Raw genomic sequence first — 20,093 nt, forward strand, 5'->3', positions numbered from 1 at the left:
ATCATTTTAATTTCTTTAATTGATCGCCAATCATTTCACCAAGCTGGAAGCCTTTCGATTCTTCAGGTAGCTCATAATCAGTTACATATTCCGGTTCTTTTTCTTGAAGCTCTTTAATGCTTAAAGACAAACGTTGCTCAATCTCGTTTACGTCAAGAACTTTCACTTGAATTTCTTGGCCTTCTTTTAACACCTCATGTGGAGTTGCAATATGCTTATGAGAAATTTGTGAAATATGAACAAGTCCTTCTACTCCAGGGAATAACTCAACGAAAGCACCATATGAAACAAGGCGTTTAACTACACCAGTAAGCGTGCTTCCCTTTGGAGCCTTTTCCGCAATATTTGCCCATGGTCCAGGAAGAGTTTCCTTAATTGATAAAGAAATTCTCTCATTTGTACGGTCAACACTTAACACTTTTACTTGAACCTTTTGGCCTTTTTCTACTACGTCTGATGGATTGTCAATGTGTTCATGTGAAAGCTGAGAGATGTGAACAAGCCCATCAACTCCGCCAATATCTACAAAAGCACCAAAATCAGTGATTCTCTGTACTGTCCCTTCTAACACTTGACCTTGCTCAATTGAATCAAGGATTTGATTCTTTTGCTTGCCTTTTTCCTCTTCAACAACCGCACGATGAGATAAAATTAAGCGGTTCTTTTCCTTTTCTAGCTCAACAATCTTAAATGCCATTGTTTTTCCTTTATAATCAGAAAAATCCTCTACAAAAAAGTCTTCAACTAAAGATGCAGGTACAAATCCGCGAACGCCTAGATCGACAACTAGTCCACCTTTGACAACATCTTTAATTTCAGCTTCAAAGACTTCCCCATTATCAAACTTCTTTTCTAATTCTTCCCAAGATTTTTCTGCATCTACTTTACGTTTTGATAAAATTAATGCATCCTCTTCGACTTTAAGTACTTCAAGCTCCAAATGATCTCCTTCAACAACGACATCACTTGCCTTTTCAACATGCAAGCTTGATAATTCACTAATCGGAATAATGCCATCAAGCTTACTATCATTAATATTGATGATTACTTGCTTTTCTTCAACCTTTGTCACTTGGCCGTTAACCTTATCACCAACTTCAAAACTTTTCACTTGAACTTGATTCAACTCTTCAGACATATGTATTCCTCCTTATTTGAAATGCATAAGTGCCTTGATCTCTAAATTAATAAATTCCTTTTTACTAACTTCTTACAAACAAGTTCTTTTGTCAAGCAAGAAGGTTTATCGCAGATTAACGGGCTGTAAGATTTCCACTTTTAGAAGCTTTGGGAACCGTATATTTACAGGTAGAAAATCCAACAGCCCGTAAAGGCCCGATTAGTGAAATAAGACTTTTCTTTGGGCTTCAGCCCTTAGAAAAGTCAATCAGGCTCCGCTTGACTAACATTCAGTGGGGAAGAACGTCCCACTGAATGAAGTTTCACTTTATCTATTTATTTTCATTTATCAGTTTGCGAATTTCTTCCATAATAAATTCAGTTGTTTCTTCTGCAGATGCGCGTCTTTCACGCAGTGCTGTCATGTCTATCGGTTTTCCATAAACAACTTTCAATCTTTTAAAAGCTTTATATGGTCCAATTATTGCACATGGTACAATCGCGGCATCTGTTCTTAGAGCAAAAAAGCCCGCTCCCGCTAATCCTTTTCCTAATTCTCCCGTTTTGCTTCTCGTTCCTTCAGGAAATAGACCTAGCACCTTACCTTCCTTCAAAAGGGAAAGTCCTGTTCGTAAAGCTTCTCTATCACTCATTCCTCTTTTGACGGGAAAGGCATTTATATTAGGGAGAATCTTTCCTAATAAAGGAACTTTAAATAATTCTGCCTTTGCCATGAAGTGTACAGGTCTTGGTGCATTTATCCCTACTACTGGAGGATCAAAATTATGAATATGATTTGTACAAAGAAGAACACCGCCATCTTTAGGAAAATGTTCCTTGCCCTTCACTTCAAAGCGATAGATCGGATTCAATATACCGTTAACAAATGATCTTGCAAAAGAATATAAATTCACCTTCATCCAATCCTTTCTAACGCCAGCCCCATGATTCTATCTACCACTTGATCAATGGTTAAAGATGTAGTATCTATTTCAACTGCATCTTCTGCTTTTTTTAATGGTGCAATCTCCCGCTCAGAATCTAATTTGTCTCTTCTAGCAATTTCCTCTTTTAATTTCTCCAAATCGGACGAAAATCCTTTTTGAATATTTTCATTATGCCTGCGTATTGCACGCTCACTGACAGATGCCAATAAAAAGACTTTTACTTCAGCATAAGGGAGAACGTGTGTTCCAATATCTCTGCCATCCATGACGACACCGCCATTTTCGGCAAAGGCTTTTTGTCTTGCTGTCATTTCTTCCCTCACAAGCTTATGTTTCGCAACAATCGAAACTGAATTCGTTACATCAGCTGTTCTAATGACTTCTGATACATTATTACTATCTAAATATATAAGCTGGCCATTCTCACCAGGCAGCAATTCAATCTTAGTGTCGTTTAACATATTTATTAAGGCGTGTTCATTTTCTAAGTCAAGGTTCTCGTTTAAAGCCTTGTACGTTAAAGCTCTGTACATCGCCCCTGTATCGATATAAATATATGATAATTTTTCTGCAACAATTTTCGCGACTGTGCTTTTCCCAGCTGCAGCCGGTCCATCGATAGCAATTGAAATCTTCTTGTTCATAGTGCCTCCTGGTATCAAAACATCTCTTTGTTTACTTGTCCATTTTATTTTATCATATGATGGGGTAAATAACCGAATAAAAATTACAAATGCGTTTGCGCCTTGATCATCCTCAGGCATAGCACAAGACGAGCCTTCTAGAAAGGATAGCTCTACCTTTCTGGGTGGCTTGGCTTGTGACCTCGAGGTCGACAAAAACGAGACGGCCGGATCGCTAAGTCGACACAAGTACGTCCTTTACGTCGGGGATAGGCGCTCCTCCTAAATGCTGACGCATTTACTCGTGCGATGAATATGCTGCCGAAGCATTCCTTGTGAAGCTAGACGCAAAAAAAAGCAGGAATAATCCTGCTTTCCTCATTGACCTCGGAATGTTTCAAGGAATTCTGTATAGTTATTATCTGTTACTCCTTCATATTCGGTGAGCTGCTTTAATTCAGGGAATATATTAAGCTTATGAAAGAACAACTGAGTAATAAATAAAAATAAAAACTGGATCAAGACTATTTTTATTAAAATTCTTTCAATTGATTTCATACTTCACGCTCCGCACCATAAATTTATCGCAGATTAACGGGCAGTAAGACTCCCACCTCAAAACTTAAGATTAATCGAAGAAGTTTAGGAGGGAGATCAACTGCCCGTAAAGGCCCGATAAGTTCAACTAACATTCAGTGGAGAAAGACACTCCACTGAATGAAGTTTCAATTTATATTTATTATGCGTGCATTTTTAAAAAATTAAACTTCTATCCCTTTTTTCTTATAAGCAAGCTGCCTGTCAAAGCAGAATCGTAATAGTAATTGTCTTTCCAATGGAGTAATGTCGATGAATTGAATAGAAATAATAGATTTCGTTTTATTCAGCTCGACAATTCGGACAACTTTACCTTTCAATTTTAAATAATGAGTTTCCCCATTTTGCATTGGGAGAACAAACCAGTTATGAATAATAATATTTTGTGCTAACCGCTTGCTTTTGTCACTTATAAGCGCTGCTCCCCCAGCACTAATATCATCTGTAACCGTTACGAAGGGCACAAACTCCCCATTAATAGGCCTTACAGCGACATCCACTGCTGTCTCGACGCGGACAAATTGCCGACGCTGAATTTTATCGAGTTGTTCATCACCTGGATAGGAAATGATAATCATCGGAATATTTGCTTTAACTTTCCTTAGCACTTCACATTCAAATAAATAAACGGTACCATCACCAGTGACAAAAGTCCCCTTCAATAGTGTTCCATCTATAAGAAATACTGTTCTGTCTGTATTCAAATTGATTGGATAATCAATATATATATATTTGTTTCCCATTTCTACAACTTTACATTTGTATTTTTCAATCTTATTCGAATAACTGGGCTCTAAAAAAAGTACATCACCAATTTTTAACATGTTGACCACACTTTCACTATCCATTTCCTATAGAGGATATTATTGTCATTTTATTATGACATGGAAAATTAGTATTGTACATTAGATTTATTACAAAGGCTATGGTTTTACGTTTCTGTTGATTTCCGCTCTAAACAACAACCAAATTTGCAATTTCAATACTTTAAAAAGAAAAGGAAAAGCCTTAGACTTTTCCTTAAATCACATTTTCGTAAATGGGTTCTGCATTTTTTAGTTTTTCGACTTTTTCTTCATGTCCGTTGTCTACATTAATAAAGATCCGGTACGTATCATTTTGAAGGGTACCAAGAAACTCATAGCAAACAACTTCTTGATTAAGATCATTATTAATAACAGCCAGTCTATTTTCCATAATTTTCAATTGCGGATTAATTTTTGAACGAGCATCTTCAAGTGTTATTTTTGGTTTTGAAATATTTCGTTTATAGTTGGCCTGCAAATAATCTCCCGCAGAAAAACCAACGATATTCCCATTATCTAAGGCAATCTTAACCTTTATAGAATCTGGGTATATTCTAACGTCACCTTGTTTCGAAACAAAATTAAAGACCCCAATATTATTGTATTGCGCACTTTCAAACAAGTCTAATTCCTTAAAATCATTATCTTTCAAAAATTTTAGTGCTCTATTGCTCGCTTCATTTAAACTGAGATTCTGCTTGTTAATATCTCTTGATAAAATAAACCAAATTGGATATCCGCCTTTTTTTGTCACATCCATACTAGCTTCCTGTTTTGTTTTTGGATCTAATAGTGTAACGCTGTAAAAACCGTAAATGGATCCTTCCCCATTTTGCGTTACGTTTATTTGCACATTATTATTAAAACCGGAATATTTTCGAGCTATATTTACTGCTTCTTTTTCCGAAATTTCTCTACCCTTTAAGCGTCTGAAATCTTGATCTTTCTCACGGTTACTAACATTTGTTGGACCAAGATTAGTCTCACCATAGCCTTCTACTGTTTTTTCCACAGTTTTGAACCCATCAATAATCGTATTGTCCGCATTTTCTTTCCCTGTTGCCAGCGCCATTTCCACATCCATCCAACGAAGATTATTTTTTAGGACTAAATGCTGGACCTTGCGTAATTCATTCTGTATGTCTGCAGAATTGGAATATAATTTTTTTAAATTTTCATATTCCTTGTCTGTTAGCGGTTCTTTATCTAGATCTCTTACCGCCGTCCGATAACTGAAATCTCCAATATTCGCAAGAAACTCTTCTGTTTTATTAAATGGCAATAATGTAAGCGGCAGCTGCCCAACATTCGTATGAGCTTCGGACGTAAGCCGCCAAACATCAGCGAGAGCAGGCGATAAAGATTTACGGGAATTCATCGCCAATGTCGTTCCAATTTTATCGTGCAGTAAATCTATTTGATACGCTAAACTATGGAAAGCATTCTGATAATTATTTTCCGCATTGATTAAGATTGCATTTTTTTCGCGATGTTCTTGATACCCCCAAAAAGCTGTTCCTGCTACACCTAATGTGAGTACAGTAATCAATATTCCTCTAATCAACATTCCTCACCTCTTTATTTACAAAAAATATGTTTCCCGATTCGCTTAATTTGTGGGCGTGACCAAATCCAGGCACTTGTTGCCGTATCTGGATTAAAGTAGTATATGGCGCTTCCAGTTGGATCCCAGCCATTTATAGCATCAATTACTGCCTCTTTCGCACGTTCATTGGGAGTAAGCCAAATTTGTCCGTCTGCCACTGCAGTAAACGCTCCGGGTTCAAAAATAACGCCTGAAACTGTGTTTGGGAAGGATGCACTTTTTACACGGTTTAATATAACAGCCGCAACTGCCACTTGCCCTGTATAAGGCTCACCTCTTGCCTCACCGTACACAGCATTAGCCATTAACTGAATATCGTTCTGCGAAAACCCGTTAGGCATATTAGTCGCTGTTGGTTTTTGCTTAGTTTGCTTAGCGGTTTTAGCAGGTGAAGGAGCAGGAGCCTTCTTAGTTGCCTTTATTTGTGACTTAGGGCTTACTCCGCCATAATAAGTAAATTTATTTCCTTTAGCAATTTGCCCTTTTACAAATTGCTGATTATATTTGGAAGCCTTAACTAGTTTATTTTTCGTAGTCGCTCCTGCTAGACCATCAATATCCAAGCCAAATTCATATTGAAAATTTCTTAAAGCCCAATATGTTCCCCATCCAAATACCCCATCAATTTTCCCATTGTAAAAACCAAGATATTGCAGCCTTGCCTGCAGTTCAATGACGTCATCTCCAACTGCGCCTTGCTGAACAACTTGATTAGTAAATGCTGTCGCCCTTTGCTCATTTCCGCTCATCGGAACGACAATCATACAAAGAGAGATAATAAGAATTACTTTAGTAAACAACAATGTCTTTTTCATGGATAGTAACCTCCAAAGTAAATCTTGATAACATTATCTCTATATTTTGTAGTAGCTGGTTTTTTATGCAAAAGAATTCGAAAAGCGCAAGCGACTTCGGAACAATCAAACAACAGATTGTTCCTGCGATGATTATTCAAAGAAGCTTTCCTTAGTGCTCAGCCCCAGGCATAGCATAAAACAAGCCGGCAGGAAGGTTGTACTTTAACCTTCTTGTCGGCTTGGCTTATGACCTCAAGGTAGACAAAAAACGCGTCGTCCTCCCAAAAGCTTCTCTTTTGATCGTGCGTTGATTAGGCTTCCGAAGCCTTCCTTGTCCTGTCGCATTGTCGACACTAGTACGTCCTGTACATTGGGGCTAGGCGCTGGAGCTAGACAATAAAAAAACTCTCCATTAATATGAAGAGTTCCATTAGTAGAATAGCTGACTTTCTATATGTCTTGCACTCAACTCCCGTGCTTTCTTTACTTTTCTCAACCCTAGCCACCAAAGGAAAATCATGAACGGGAACATGAGCAACAGCCAATTTTCCTGGGTGATAAGAATGAAATCGTAAGTTCCGTGAAGAATGACTGGAAAAGCGAAAGAAAGTCCAAGCCATTTCCATTTTGCAGTTGATGAAAATTTCCCTTTTCCTATATAATAGCCCATAATGACACCAAATAAAGCATGGCTAGAAACGGGTAGAAGAGCACGACCGACAGCATGCTCCAAACCATAAGATATGAGATAGAATATATTTTCCAATGAAGCAAAACCTAATGAAACAGATGCCCCATATACGATTCCATCATATGGTTCATCAAAATCTACATGCTGATAAACAGCATAAAAAAGAATAAACCATTTAATAAATTCTTCTAACATTCCAGCTGAAAGGAAGGCATTAAAAAAGCTCGATTCAAATTGGTACTCCGTTTTTAGGACATGCTGAATAAACGCTATTGGGAAAACAAGCAGCGCACCAAATAAAAAAGTCTTAAATACAGTAAAGACTGGTTCTGTTTCATATTGATCTTTTAAATAAAAATAGCTTAATAACGCTAGTCCAGGGGCAATACCCGCAGATAATATACCAATCATGTACTGTCCTCATTTCTGTTTTATTTTGGCACATTTCCCAAAAGCATTTTTTTTAATATGCTGTTAAACATTGTTCTTTAACAAGATAGTTGTAAAACGAAACCATCTATATCGTAACATGATGTAAGAAGAATGGAAATGCATTTTCGATATTCGGATGAACAATTAAGTAAAAATGCTAAAATAGTAAACTTATCTTCAATTATACACTTTTTACACTATAAAAGATAAAAAACTTACTGGGAGGAGAATGATTTATGCAAAAGAAAAAAATTCTTGTTGTTCATACTGGAGGAACGATTTCAATGAGCGAGGACGCTTCGACAGGCGCGGTTAAGCCATCGGAAAATAATCCAATGACAGAGAAGACGAAAGAATTATATTCACTTGCGGATATTATTATTGAAGAACCATTCCACTTGCCGTCCCCACATATAACGCCGGTTGAAATGCTAAAGCTAAAGGAGTTAATCCAGAACCATTTAGAAAAGGGCGAAATTGCAGGTGTTGTTATAACACATGGAACAGATACATTAGAAGAAACAGCTTATTTCCTGCACTTGACCGTTCAGACAAGTCTTCCAATTGTCGTTACAGGTGCAATGAGGTCTAGCAACGAAATTGGGGCAGATGGCCTCTATAATTTAATTTCATCAATCAGAGTTGCTTTATGTGAGGATGCAAGAAATAAAGGAGTTCTTGTTGTCTTAAATGATGAAATACATACTGCAGAAAATGTGACAAAAACACATACTAGCAATGTTTCCACTTTCCAAAGTCCTCAATATGGACCGATTGGGATCGTGACAAAGAGAGGGGTTTTTTTCCACCACCTTCCAACAAGTCATGAATATTATAATATTCATGATGTATCTATCCGAGTAGCATTAATAAAAGCCCATGCTGGGATGGATTCTACTCTTCTTTTTGCCATTAGAGATCTTGGCTTTCAAGGAGTAGTCATAGAGGCTTTAGGACAAGGTAATATACCGCCTGCAACAGTAGAAGGAATTAAAGCATTAATAGAAAATAATATTGCTGTTGTTATCGTGTCTAGATGCTTTAATGGAATCGCCCAAGATATATATAGCTATGACGGCGGAGGAAAACAATTAAAAGATTTAGGGGTAATTTTCTCCAATGGGTTAAACGGGCAAAAAGCCCGTATAAAACTGCTTGTCGGCTTAACGATCACACAAAGCCGTAAAGAAATTGAAGAGATGTTCATGGTTTAAAAGTGTAGTTCTAGAAGTTATATAGAGAAATCGGCAAAATTGCCGATTTCTTTATTCATTCTTTATGCCTTATTTGAAATGGCTTTAGCAATTAATTCTCCATGAAATCTTCCATTTTCAATAAATATTTCATTTGCATTATTCCCTGCCGCAATCACGCCAGCAATGAAGATCCCTTCCACATTTGTTTCCATTGTTTCGCTATTTAAAATAGGTCTTCCTGATTCAGCGTCAATATTCACACCCATTTCTTGCAGAAAACGATGATCAGGATGATAACCCGTCATGGCAAAAACAAAATCATTTTTTATTTCAAATCGATCTTCATTTACTTTATAAATGACTTTATCTTCAAGAATCTTTTCGATATGCGCATTGAATTCCATCTTAATGACACCATTGCGGACTAATGAATCAAATTCAGGCAATATCCAGGGCTTAATACTTGGTGAGTATTCATTTCCTCTATATATTACCGTTACTTTTGCACCAGCCTTAACTAATTCTATAGCAGCATCTACACTTGAATTTTTGCCGCCAACAACAACAACATCTTTTTGAAAATACGGATGGGCTTCTTTAAAATAATGAAAAACTTTAGGCAAGTCCTCACCTAGAACGCCCATATAATTCGGATTATCATAATATCCTGTCGCAATAATAACACGACCTGTCTCGTACTGATCTTTATCTGTAAAGACAATAAAGCCTTTTTCTTGCTTTGACACTTTCAATACCTTTTCATAAGCATGTATATTAATATTTTTTCGTTTTACGACTTCTCGGTAATAAGATAATGCCTCATTTCTTCTCGGTTTATATTCAACAGTAATAAATGGCACTCCGCCAATCTCCAGTTTTTCACTCGTGCTGAAAAAGGTTTGGTGTGTTGGATATTTATAAATGGCATTAACAATATTTCCTTTTTCAATGACTAGCGGTTTTAATCCTATTTCCTGGAGTGAAATGGCAGCAGCCAATCCGCAAGGACCTCCCCCGACAATTATCGCATCTATGTTATTCATTTATTTAGTACTCCCTTCAAATAAGTCACACTTTCGAATTTTGCCCGTTGATTTCCGCTGCGGGCACTTGCTTTCCGCGGGAGTCAAGTGCCCTCCGCTCCAATCAACTCAGATATATAAATTAAAATCACACTATTAATGTAACAAACTTTTCGAAAACATCCTGACAAAAAAATCTCCCACCAAATATGATAGGAGATTTTTGAAAAACATTCAAATATTGAACTTAAACCCAGCCGCGGAATCTTGATGCTTCAGCCATTTTGCGAACACCGACCATATAAGCAGCAAGACGCATGTCTACTCGGCGAGATTGTGCAGTTTCATAAATATTTTCAAAAGATTGTACTAAAATCTTTTCAAGCTTTTCTTCAATTTCTTCTTCAGACCAGTAATAGCCTTGGTTGTTTTGAACCCATTCGAAGTAAGAAACAGTTACACCACCTGCAGATGCTAATACATCTGGAACAAGGAGGATTCCACGCTCAGTTAAAATTTGCGTAGCTTCTAAAGTAGTTGGCCCATTTGCTGCTTCAACTACGATTTTTGCTCTAATATTATAGGCGTTCTCATCTGTAATTTGATTTTCAATCGCTGCTGGAACTAAAATATCACAATCTAATTCCAATAGCTCTTTATTCGTAATTGTATCGTTAAATAAATTCGTTACCGTACCAAAGCTATCGCGGCGATCTAGTAAGTAATCAATATCAAGTCCATCCGGATCATGTAATGCACCATAAGCATCAGAAATACCAATTACTTTCGCACCAGCATCATGAAGGAATTTTGATAAAAAGCTTCCTGCATTACCAAAGCCTTGAACAACTACACGTGCACCTTCTAACTCAATGCCGCGTTTCTTAGCTGCTTCTCTAATACAGATCGTTACCCCTTTAGCTGTTGCTGTTTCACGGCCATGGGAACCGCCTAAAACTAATGGTTTTCCTGTAATAAATCCAGGCGAGTTAAATTCATCTATTCTGCTATATTCATCCATCATCCAAGCCATAATTTGTGAGTTCGTAAATACGTCTGGAGCTGGAATATCTTTAGTTGGTCCAACAATTTGGCTTATTGCTCGTACATATCCACGGCTTAGTGCTTCTAATTCACGGAAGGACATATTGCGCGGGTCACAAATAATTCCGCCTTTCCCTCCGCCATATGGAAGATCTACAATACCACATTTTAGGCTCATCCAAATAGAAAGTGCTTTTACTTCTTTTTCAGTCACACTTGGATGGAAACGAATTCCACCTTTTGTAGGCCCAACTGCATCATTATGCTGCGCCCGGTAGCCAGTAAAGACTTTCACTGTTCCATCATCCATCCGGACAGGAATATTAACTGTCATCATTCTAAGAGGCTCTTTTAAAAGCTCGTACACCTCATCAGAATAACCTAACTTTTCCAAAGCCTTATGAATAACTGTTTGCGTTGACTTTAGCACATCAAGCTTGTCTTCCTTAGTTGTATCAGTACCATTATGGGCTACCATTAGTAAACCTCCTAGAAATCACTATCATTTGTTGTCCGCTTCCATGCAATAGTATACACCTTTGATTTTTTTATGCAAGATAGAAAGAAATTATTTTTCGCATTTTTTGATAATTTTATGTAACCGCCATCATCTTTAACACTTAAAGGAAATATCTGCTAAACTTCGGCAAGAATTTATTAGAAATCAGGGAAAAAAATCGTCCCCTGATTTCTGGTTAACTTACCTAAAAAAATGATTTAGCTTTTCAACAGCATGATCTTTAATGATTTCTTTTCCGTATTCCTCCAGCATATGAATGCTTAGTAAAGACGGATTACCATATTCAGCTAATAAAGCAATCAGTTTATTTACATCGTCAGCATTTTGATTATAGAGGTGAAAATAATAACTTTCTTTGTAAGCATACAGGCTTGAATTTGTTATGTTTAAATATTTTAGACGTTTTGCAAGCTGAATGACGACCTCGAAATCCTTTATTTCAAATAATATTTCCTCGCTTCCATCCATCAAAAGCTGCATTTCGATAAATCCGTCTTGGAGCAGATCTTCCTCGCCCTGCTCCTCCATCGTCACAATCATAATCATCCCTTGTGCCTGCATCGAAAAGATTTCCACAGCAACAGAACCGTGAATTTCTACGCCAAACTCCTCACTTGCCTCTTCCAGCATGTCATGAAAAAGCTGATGCCACTTCAAAGAGTCCTTCCAAATATCATCTTTTGTTAAGCCTCTTTCTGTTAAATCATCTTGAGTAAGAAAAATTTTTATTTTATTATAATTTAAACGTTCTAAGCGCATATTAATGCCCCCTGCCGTGAACCAACTCTTTTATTTAGTGTATGTTAGAAACAAAGGATGGTGAGTCGTCTAATTGATATATACGATGCGCTTATGTTTCCTACATAAAATTGATTGAATCCGAAGAGATGTCTCTCCTCTAGTTTCCTTTTTTTAATGTAATGATATGTGTTTCGGCTTTTGCCCCTAATCTTAATGGCAAAGCAGTTGTCCCATAACCATTGCTTATTAATAATGTCGTTTCCTTCCCCTTTTTTATACTTCCTTTTTCATAAGGACTGTAGCCCAAAATATGTATTTGTCCGCCATGTGTATGCCCGCTTAACACTAAGCGAATCCGGTGTTCTGTTTTTATCTTTTTTATAATTTCGGGACTATGACTTACTAACACCCGAAAGCCAGCCTCTCCGGCATCCTGTAAAGCCAAATCGATTCGATCCCGCTTTCTACTTACATCGTCAACACCTAATAAAATAAGCTGATCGCCTGCAGTCGATTCAAAAGAAACTGCTGTATTATCTAGGACCTTCACTCCACAGTCTAAAAATAATGCATCTAATTCACGGAAGTTAACTTCGTAATCATTATTTCCCCATACAAAATAAACAGGTCCGAGAGCTTTTAATTTTAGGAGATTTTCCTTTACTCTTTCAAAGGAAACTCCTTTTTCAACTAAATCGCCGCCGATAATGACAATATCCGGTTTTGAATTTCGCGCCTCATTGATAATTTTCTCCGAGATGGTTCTTTTATGAATATCAGAAATAAAAAATATTTTCACCTCGCCTAAGCTTTCTGGAAAATCGGTAAAGGTAAGATTATTTTGAATGACTCGGTCGGCAAATGCCTCTTTATACATATAAGCAATAAGCCCAACCCCCGTTAATAAAATGATAAATATCGCAAAAATCATGTCTCCTGCCCCACAATCTTTTTCTATGCTTTATTAGTCTTTAGCTGTTTAAAATCTATAGAAATAATACCATAAAGAATCGAAAAACAGAAAAAGACAAGCGTTTGCCAAAACCCGAAATAGGATAAAGCAATAAAGCTTACTAAAAACAGACAGCTAAATAATAACTGAGTCATGTTTATATAGCGTTCAACAGGAAGTTTTGTAAAAACAATGATTCCCTCGCTAATGACATCCGCGTTTGTTAAAAAGCCAAAAATAAATACAATGGCAGATGCAAAAAAATGAAATGGTTTAATGATACAAGCCGCAAATACGTCTGTTAAACTAATCAAATCTGCAGCCGGAAACCACTCAATAAATAATAATCCACATAGAAAACCAATAACTAGCTGACACGTTTTTTTGAACAAAAAAATCCCTCCCCATACATTTGTATGAGTGGGATTTTTCTTTATTGCTTGTTTTAAAATCTGGCAGAGAATAGTTCAGTCTTCATCAACTTTTAGGATACGGAAGCCTGAATCTTCAAGTTTTTGAATGAATTTTTTTATATTGTTTTTCTTTTCTACCTTCATAACAATTCTTCGTACAAGTTTATCAGTTTCATCAAATGTAACAATAGAAATAATATGTTCATGGAATTGATGAGCAATTTCGGCTAATTTAGCCAATCTTCCTTCTATTTCAGATGATGTAAGTGCTATTCTAACTCCCGGCTTATTCATTCCGAATGCAGATTGAAATTGAGCAAGGACATCAAATCGTGTAACAATGCCTAGAAACTTTTGTTTCTCATCTAAAACAGCTAATAAAGGAAAATCCTTTAAATTCAATAAGGTTTTTTCAAAGATTTCATTTCCCTTGAGGTATTTCTCCTTATGGGTAGCAATATCCTTAACTTTTGTATTCTGTAAATACTCTTCCTTTGATTTGCCGGCGGTAAAAAAAGTTTCATAAATTGTATACCTAGTTATCAAGCCAACATAATGGTCACCATCTAAAACTGGCAGGCCATCAATTAGATGCTTTTCTAATGTTTCAAGGGCTGATTGAATGGATGCTTCTTGATCAATGGTATAGCTAGAAAATCTAGGAATCAAAATGCTTTTTACAAACATTTCTATCACCTCAATGGATTTGTTTACTTTTCTAATTGATTAAATCTATAGTTTCATTTATATTACCTTTCCTTATATAACATGAAAGAAGAATTTTACTCATATGATGAAATGACGCATATTGAAGGAGGGATTGCATGTTCACCACGAAAAAGGCATATGAACCATATGTGAGTCCTTTTGATCCTTGTAAGCCAATTCGAGTTAAAACGTATTCTACTCCCCCTCATCTATATATCGGATTCCAACAGCCAAATCTCCCACAATTTACACCATCGGAAGCATTAAGGGCAGGAACATTATGGAAGGCTTTCTACGATCCTTATTATAGTCCATATGAAAGGGCGAGGGAGGGGTCTTCAACATGAAGCAAATGCCAGCCGAATACTACCAATTATTAGAACAACTGCAAACAGTCGATTTTGTTTTAGTCGAACTTAATTTATATTTAGATACCCACAATGGGGATGAAGAAGCTATAAATCAATTTAATTATTATGTTAAAGAAAGGAAAAAAATAGCAGGATTATTCGAAAGCCAATTTGGCCCACTCATGCAATTTGGCCATAGCTATTCAGGAAAACCGTGGAACTGGGACGATTCACCATGGCCATGGCAAGTTTAAAAGCGAAAGGGGGCTGAAATGAGATGTGGGTTTATGAAAAAAAGTTGCAATATCCTGTTCGAGTAAGTACATGTAATCCAAGGCTTGCTAAATTCTTAATTGAACAATACGGCGGAGCGGATGGAGAGCTTGCAGCCGCATTGCGATATTTAAATCAGCGTTACACGATTCCAGATAAAGTTATTGGCCTTCTAACGGATATTGGCACTGAGGAGTTTGCACATCTAGAAATGATTGCAACGATGGTATATAAGCTTACGAAGGACGCGACACCTGAACAAATGAAAGAAGCAGGCTTAGGTGCTCACTATGCAAATCACGATAATGCCCTCTATTATGAAAATGCCGGCGGAGTTCCTTTCACAGCGACTTACATCCAAGCTAAAGGTGATCCTATCGCGGATTTATATGAAGATATTGCTGCCGAAGAAAAAGCAAGAGCCACATACCAATGGATCATTAATTTGAGTGATGACGTCGATTTGAATGATGGGCTGCGATTTTTAAGAGAAAGGGAAATCATACATGCCCAAAGGTTTAGGGAAGCAGTCGAGATTTTGAAAGAAGAGCAAGGAAAAAAGAGAATTTTTTAACTGTTGAAGAAGCAGATAAATGGTCATCTGCTTCTTTTATTTATTTTCATGATACAAATTAATATCATAATTTGCTTTCATCATTTCAAAAACAGTATGTCTATTTTTCCACTCATCTTCCTTTTTCCAAAGGTCTTTGCTTTTATCAATAATCTCGCATCTAAGTGCATGAAATTCTTTTTCTGCCTTCTCTCTTTTTGCCCGCAACACATTCATCAGCCCATACAAGCCGACCGTCATGACAAGAAAATATAGATTAGCAGATTGATTAACAAAAACCGAAAACATGGCAGAAAATGAATAAGAATATGGCTTCATCACCGTTTGATATAAATATATAAAATAACAAAATGACAAAAACATTGTTGCCCACATGGCGATTAGATGTCTCAGCTTAAATGTGTCGAACTTTGTTTTTCTCTCGACTACTTTTTGCAGCATTTGGCGTGTAGCCTGGTCTGTTCGATCATCAAGCATTTTGATTGATGACTCCATAAGTACTCCTCCATTCACAAATGCATAAGGCCCAAGCCTTAATTAATGTTATGAGCTTGTACAGCATTTTATGATAAGGAGTATAAACATGTTATTTTTTTGGTATCTTTAATACTTGTCCCACTTGTATGTCAGTAGTTTTTAAATTATTCGCTTTCATGATGTTGTCAGTTCCAATACTATATTTTAGTCCAATTCGAAACATGTTTTCACCTGGCTGGACTGTATGGTTAATGACTTCACTGTTATTTGTGGACTGATTGTTTTTTTCCTGTTGTTCTTCATTTTTAGTTGTTGCTGAGCCTTTATCTTCTGGATTATTTACTTCAGGAGACTTTGGAACAGGGATTCTAGTTTGCTCATCTTCCTTTACATCATTTTCAATTTGTTTTTCATTCTTGGCCTGTTTTTCTTTTTCAGTTACGGTTTCTTTCTCCTTAATAATTGTCCCTTTTTCTTCCTTTTTCTCTTCAAAGCCGATTGTTTCAAAGCCATTTTGGCTGCTAGCCTTCTCAGAGCTTTCGGTTCCCAATTTTTGCAAATAATTATACGCACTGAAGATTGTCACTGGCAGCAAAATAAACAATAAGGCGAGTAGACGGATAACTGGATATTTCACCTTCCACTTATTTTTCTTTGTTTTTTGTCGATGAAGTCTGCTTCTTGGCGGCAATGATTCTTTTTCAGTTGTATTTTCTTCGGCAGGGTCCCTGTTTCTATCAACCTTTTTCCGAAGTCTTTCTGCTTGATCTCTGTATGGACCTTCTTTATTCATGAAACATCCCTTCCTATACTCCACTTTCGGAACTTAAATTTTTTCGGTACTTAATGATGATTCCAAGTAAAAAATCGATAATGAAATGCATAAAAATGGTGACAAATAAATTCTCCGTTAAGTAAAAAATATAGCCAATAATAAAGCTTAATAATACGACATTCAAAAACAGGAACCAATTAAATAAATAGCGGTAATGAACAACAGCGAAAATAATACTTGATATGATGAGGCCCGCATGTGTTTGAATGATCCCCCTAAATAACAATTCCTCACAAAATGCCACAATTGCTGCAATAACAGCAATATGTATAACGCTGCGGTTCCGAAAAACCCGTTCATTTAACCCTCCATCATCATAATAAGCAGGCGGTAATACTTTCATTAATAATACATCTAGCAGAACAATGATAAGTCCTGCCGATCCGCCGATCACAATAATATTAAGATCATGTAATTCAAAAAGGTCAAAAATATCAGAATAGCGTTTAAATAATATCATACCTAATATAACAGATATTGATAATAGAATGAATTGCGTTAAATATAAATGGAAAAGCAAATCCCTGTCTGTAAGCTCTTTAATTAATTCAGAATATTTATCTTTCATTTTCAAATTCTCTCACTTAAAAGTATTTCAGCTAAATGTTCCTTCCAATGAAAGCCTCGTTCACCTTCAATCACATCTTCCCTTGTACGAGAAACATAATATTTTGTATAATCCAGTCCGCAAATGTCGCAACAATCCTCTATCTTTATTTTGTTGTCTTCTTTAAAATAGTTCAAGATATTTTTTCGCCGGCATTCCGTTAATTGAATCCACCTATAAATTTCTTTAATCTTTTGCCTTTTCACTTGTAAACGATCTTTTGAAAAATTTTTAATGAGATTAAAAGATTCTTCAAGCTGATCCTCCGTTACACTATGAAGAAAATTATCTATTATTCTCCACTGAATGTCTGATAAACCCGCTATTCTTTTAATTTCTAATTCATTAGCTGACATATACTTTAAAGCATGCGGATTTTCAGTAATCCAATGATATAGCCATGTCAACTGGTCGTCAGAAGGAAGTTCCCCCTCAGCCAGCTGGTATGGCAGCTGTTCGTCTCCAGGTGAATAAAGCAAAATGGCAACACTTTTTTGGCCATCCCTTCCTGCTCGTCCAATTTCCTGTAAATAGGATTCTAATTGTAAAGGCATATGGAAATGAATGATATACCGAATATTCTCTTTATTAATCCCCATCCCAAATGCACTTGTAGCACAAATGATATTTAATTGACCTTGAATAAATTGCTGCTGAATTAAAATTCTCGACTCTTGCTCCATGCCACCATGATAAGCTGCTATATCTTGAACTCCTCTTTCCCTCAACAATGAAGCCATTTGTTCAGACATTTTTTTGCTTGAAAAATAAATAATCCCAGGTCCTTCTAATTTATTTACAAGCTCAATAAGTCTTTCAGTTTTTTCCGGAAAAGAATCAACTGCTTCTACTGATAAGGAGATGTTAGGACGGTCAACTGAATAAATAAATTCCTTCCAATTGTCTAATGACAATGATTGAATTATATCCTCTTTCACTTCAGGTGTAGCCGTAGCAGTTAAAGCGAGTGTTAAAGGATTGCCTAATTTCTCCCTCACTGCTCCAAGTTTATGATAATCAGGGCGGAAGTCATAGCCCCATTGAGATATGCAGTGGGCTTCATCAATGACGAATAAAGCGATTTGAAGCTCTGTTAGCCTTTGAATTACATAATTTGCATGAAGCATTTCCGGTGACAGAAAAATAAATTTATATTTATATAATTGGCTTAGTGCTTGCTGCTTTTCTTCTAATGTTAAAAAAGAATTAAATGCAATGACCCTTTTTTCTCCATTCATCATAAGTTGCTCCGCTTGATCCTGCATCAAAGAAAGAAGAGGCGAGACAATTACCACATGTCCTGTTAACATATATGCTGGCAATTGATAGCAAAGTGATTTCCCTGTTCCCGTCGGAAGCATAGCAATTGTATGATTTCCTTCAAGAATGGAAGAAATCACTTCCCTCTGACCTTTTCTAAATGAGGGATAGTTAAAATGCTGTTGTAATAAATTTTCAAGCTTCATTCCCTTTACCTCCCCTCGAAAGTGTTAAACGGATTTCAAAGTAATCTGCATTGGGAACTAATTGCCGAATATGCTTTAACTGCTTTGAGGAGCTTTTTTTAAAAGCTTCATTAATTAACTGTTGTTTCTCTTTTTGTACAAACGTTGAAATATCAAAATTTTTTACATTCAAGGCGATTTCGACAATATGATCTTCAATCGTACTTCTTTTTAATCGGCGAATTTGCACGATCTCTTCGATGTTCAAGTCTTTTTTAAGCAATGAATAGGTTTTGCTTGCTGATTGAGTTAAAGGGAATAAATCATACTCGTTCGAAATAAGCATGTTCAATAACAGGTATTTTTTTGAGTTTAATTGAATCGTTTCTAGCATATAATGTATTAGGCTGATAAATTGTATACAATACAGACCAAATTCGATTCCTAGCTTTTCAGCTGCTTGCTTAGCAGTTAAGCCAATTCTTTTATAACCGGTCAGTCTTATGATCATAATCGCAGGGTCTATTTCTTGATTTTTTTCAAGGCAGTGGGTTAATTCATGATACAGCCTATGGCCCCATTCCTCCCTGCTTAAAGACGTTTTTTGCAAAAATTCCTTTAGCCAAAAATGAACTTCTTTTTTTCTTTGAATTGGAATGTATTTTGTATCCCTGCTTTGCAAATGGGATATGACTTGTACCATTAAGGACAATCTTTCCCAAAACAGATTGGTTATTTGGTGAAATTTCCATCCATTTAATGTGCTTGGAATTGGCTGCTGCTCTGCCCATATGTTCAAGGAATTCACACCTAAGTCTGTTAATTTGAAGCTTTGTTCAAGCATAGGCTTGATCAAGCCTTCATTCTTCATGTTATCAGCTAAGTCATCTAAGTCCTTCCGTTTTAAATAAGGAAATGTGCCGAAAAGATTTGTCAAATGGAAAAAGTGAGCATCTTGGATCGTTTGCGCAGATTTCTTTCCATTTAAAAGATGAAGGACGGCATATAGGGAGCGCTGTCCATCAATTTTATGTAAGCAATATAGAATGACCATTTTCAAATAGGACTCGTTCATAAAAATCACACCATTTTCATTCTTTATTGGACTTGATAAAGTGAAACTTCATTCATTGGGGGATTATTTTCATCTCCCAATGAATGTTAGTTGAACTTATCACGCTCAAAGCGCCACGTCCTGTGGCTTTCCCCTGACTAGGACATCGTGTCCGTCGTCGGGCCTTTACGGGCTGTTGGATCTCCCACTTAGAAATTTTTGTTTCTCAACTTCTTGGAGCGGGAGTCTTACAGCCCGTTAATC

23 protein-coding genes are annotated in these 20,093 nt (G+C 36.5%); 4 read left to right on the forward strand and 19 right to left on the reverse strand.

Features of this window, described 5'->3' with window-relative positions:
* Position 1: 1 nt before the first annotated feature.
* The 8 genes from rpsA to prsW form a co-directional block, all read right to left on the reverse strand.
* A complete protein-coding gene (gene rpsA / locus F7731_RS01870) occupies positions 2–1,138 on the reverse strand; it encodes a 30S ribosomal protein S1 (RefSeq protein WP_151533074.1) in 1,137 nt (378 codons plus the stop codon).
* 313 nt (positions 1,139–1,451) lie between these two features.
* Positions 1,452–2,033, reverse strand: a complete 582-nt coding sequence (locus F7731_RS01875; RefSeq protein ID WP_151533076.1) for a lysophospholipid acyltransferase family protein — start codon at positions 2,031–2,033, stop codon at positions 1,452–1,454.
* A 2-nt stretch (positions 2,034–2,035) separates the two neighbouring features.
* The gene (gene cmk / locus F7731_RS01880; RefSeq protein WP_151533077.1) at positions 2,036–2,710 is read right to left on the reverse strand and encodes a (d)CMP kinase; all 675 of its coding nucleotides are present in this window, start codon (positions 2,708–2,710) and stop codon (positions 2,036–2,038) included.
* Between the two features lie 357 nt (positions 2,711–3,067).
* Entirely contained in the window at positions 3,068–3,247 is a 180-nt protein-coding gene (locus F7731_RS01885; protein WP_151533078.1) for a YpfB family protein, read from the reverse strand.
* 203 nt (positions 3,248–3,450) lie between these two features.
* Positions 3,451–4,110, reverse strand: coding sequence for a flagellar brake protein (locus F7731_RS01890; RefSeq protein ID WP_151533079.1), 660 nt, complete (start codon positions 4,108–4,110; stop codon positions 3,451–3,453).
* Positions 4,111–4,306: 196 nt separating this feature from the next.
* The gene (ypeB, locus tag F7731_RS01895) at positions 4,307–5,656 is read right to left on the reverse strand and encodes a germination protein YpeB (RefSeq protein ID WP_151533703.1); all 1,350 of its coding nucleotides are present in this window, start codon (positions 5,654–5,656) and stop codon (positions 4,307–4,309) included.
* 14 nt (positions 5,657–5,670) lie between these two features.
* The gene (sleB, locus tag F7731_RS01900; protein ID WP_151533080.1) at positions 5,671–6,513 is read right to left on the reverse strand and encodes a spore cortex-lytic enzyme; all 843 of its coding nucleotides are present in this window, start codon (positions 6,511–6,513) and stop codon (positions 5,671–5,673) included.
* Between the two features lie 412 nt (positions 6,514–6,925).
* Entirely contained in the window at positions 6,926–7,597 is a 672-nt protein-coding gene (prsW, locus tag F7731_RS01905; protein WP_151533081.1) for a glutamic-type intramembrane protease PrsW, read from the reverse strand.
* A gap of 257 nt (positions 7,598–7,854) precedes the next feature.
* Here prsW and F7731_RS01910 point away from each other — a divergent pair, with 257 nt between their 5' ends.
* Positions 7,855–8,832 (forward strand): asparaginase, encoded by a 978-nt coding sequence (locus F7731_RS01910; RefSeq protein WP_151533082.1) that lies wholly within the window; start codon positions 7,855–7,857, stop codon positions 8,830–8,832.
* Positions 8,833–8,894: 62 nt separating this feature from the next.
* Here F7731_RS01910 and F7731_RS01915 read toward each other — a convergent pair whose 3' ends face one another.
* The 6 genes from F7731_RS01915 to F7731_RS01940 form a co-directional block, all read right to left on the reverse strand.
* Entirely contained in the window at positions 8,895–9,857 is a 963-nt protein-coding gene (locus F7731_RS01915; protein ID WP_151533083.1) for a YpdA family putative bacillithiol disulfide reductase, read from the reverse strand.
* Positions 9,858–10,083: 226 nt separating this feature from the next.
* Entirely contained in the window at positions 10,084–11,358 is a 1,275-nt protein-coding gene (locus F7731_RS01920) for a Glu/Leu/Phe/Val family dehydrogenase (RefSeq protein WP_151533084.1), read from the reverse strand.
* A gap of 222 nt (positions 11,359–11,580) precedes the next feature.
* Positions 11,581–12,159 (reverse strand): genetic competence negative regulator, encoded by a 579-nt coding sequence (locus tag F7731_RS01925; protein ID WP_151533085.1) that lies wholly within the window; start codon positions 12,157–12,159, stop codon positions 11,581–11,583.
* Between the two features lie 139 nt (positions 12,160–12,298).
* Entirely contained in the window at positions 12,299–13,072 is a 774-nt protein-coding gene (locus F7731_RS01930; protein ID WP_151533086.1) for a metallophosphoesterase, read from the reverse strand.
* A 23-nt stretch (positions 13,073–13,095) separates the two neighbouring features.
* Complete coding sequence (locus F7731_RS01935) at positions 13,096–13,485, reverse strand: hypothetical protein (protein WP_151533087.1); 390 nt, start codon at positions 13,483–13,485, stop codon at positions 13,096–13,098.
* Positions 13,486–13,560: 75 nt separating this feature from the next.
* A complete protein-coding gene (locus F7731_RS01940; RefSeq protein WP_151533088.1) occupies positions 13,561–14,193 on the reverse strand; it encodes a CBS domain-containing protein in 633 nt (210 codons plus the stop codon).
* A 137-nt stretch (positions 14,194–14,330) separates the two neighbouring features.
* Here F7731_RS01940 and F7731_RS01945 point away from each other — a divergent pair, with 137 nt between their 5' ends.
* The 3 genes from F7731_RS01945 to F7731_RS01955 are packed head-to-tail and all read left to right on the forward strand — an operon-like array spanning position 14,331 to position 15,411.
* Positions 14,331–14,561, forward strand: a complete 231-nt coding sequence (locus tag F7731_RS01945; protein ID WP_151533089.1) for a spore coat associated protein CotJA — start codon at positions 14,331–14,333, stop codon at positions 14,559–14,561.
* Complete coding sequence (locus F7731_RS01950) at positions 14,558–14,818, forward strand: spore coat protein CotJB (RefSeq protein WP_151533090.1); 261 nt, start codon at positions 14,558–14,560, stop codon at positions 14,816–14,818. The genes F7731_RS01945 and F7731_RS01950 overlap by 4 nt, the downstream gene beginning before the upstream one ends.
* A gap of 23 nt (positions 14,819–14,841) precedes the next feature.
* A complete protein-coding gene (locus F7731_RS01955; protein WP_151533091.1) occupies positions 14,842–15,411 on the forward strand; it encodes a manganese catalase family protein in 570 nt (189 codons plus the stop codon).
* Between the two features lie 36 nt (positions 15,412–15,447).
* On the opposite strand, the gene F7731_RS01960 is transcribed toward F7731_RS01955, so the two are convergent.
* The 5 genes from F7731_RS01960 to F7731_RS01980 all read right to left on the reverse strand — a co-directional run bounded on the left by F7731_RS01960 (position 15,448) and on the right by F7731_RS01980 (position 19,850).
* Positions 15,448–15,906, reverse strand: a complete 459-nt coding sequence (locus F7731_RS01960) for a YpbF family protein (protein WP_151533092.1) — start codon at positions 15,904–15,906, stop codon at positions 15,448–15,450.
* A gap of 91 nt (positions 15,907–15,997) precedes the next feature.
* Positions 15,998–16,681, reverse strand: a complete 684-nt coding sequence (locus tag F7731_RS01965; RefSeq protein WP_151533093.1) for a LysM peptidoglycan-binding domain-containing protein — start codon at positions 16,679–16,681, stop codon at positions 15,998–16,000.
* A 13-nt stretch (positions 16,682–16,694) separates the two neighbouring features.
* Entirely contained in the window at positions 16,695–17,291 is a 597-nt protein-coding gene (locus F7731_RS01970) for a CPBP family intramembrane glutamic endopeptidase (protein WP_151533094.1), read from the reverse strand.
* Between the two features lie 2 nt (positions 17,292–17,293).
* Positions 17,294–18,796 (reverse strand): RecQ family ATP-dependent DNA helicase, encoded by a 1,503-nt coding sequence (locus F7731_RS01975; protein ID WP_151533095.1) that lies wholly within the window; start codon positions 18,794–18,796, stop codon positions 17,294–17,296.
* Positions 18,786–19,850 carry a YpbB family protein gene (locus tag F7731_RS01980; protein ID WP_151533096.1) on the reverse strand — a complete coding sequence of 355 codons (1,065 nt, stop codon included), beginning with the start codon at positions 19,848–19,850 and terminating at the stop codon, positions 18,786–18,788. The genes F7731_RS01975 and F7731_RS01980 overlap by 11 nt, the downstream gene beginning before the upstream one ends.
* Positions 19,851–20,093 lie beyond the last annotated feature (243 nt).

This window comes from Cytobacillus depressus, from assembly GCF_008923245.1.
Lineage (GTDB): Bacteria > Bacillota > Bacilli > Bacillales > Cytobacillaceae > Cytobacillus > Cytobacillus depressus.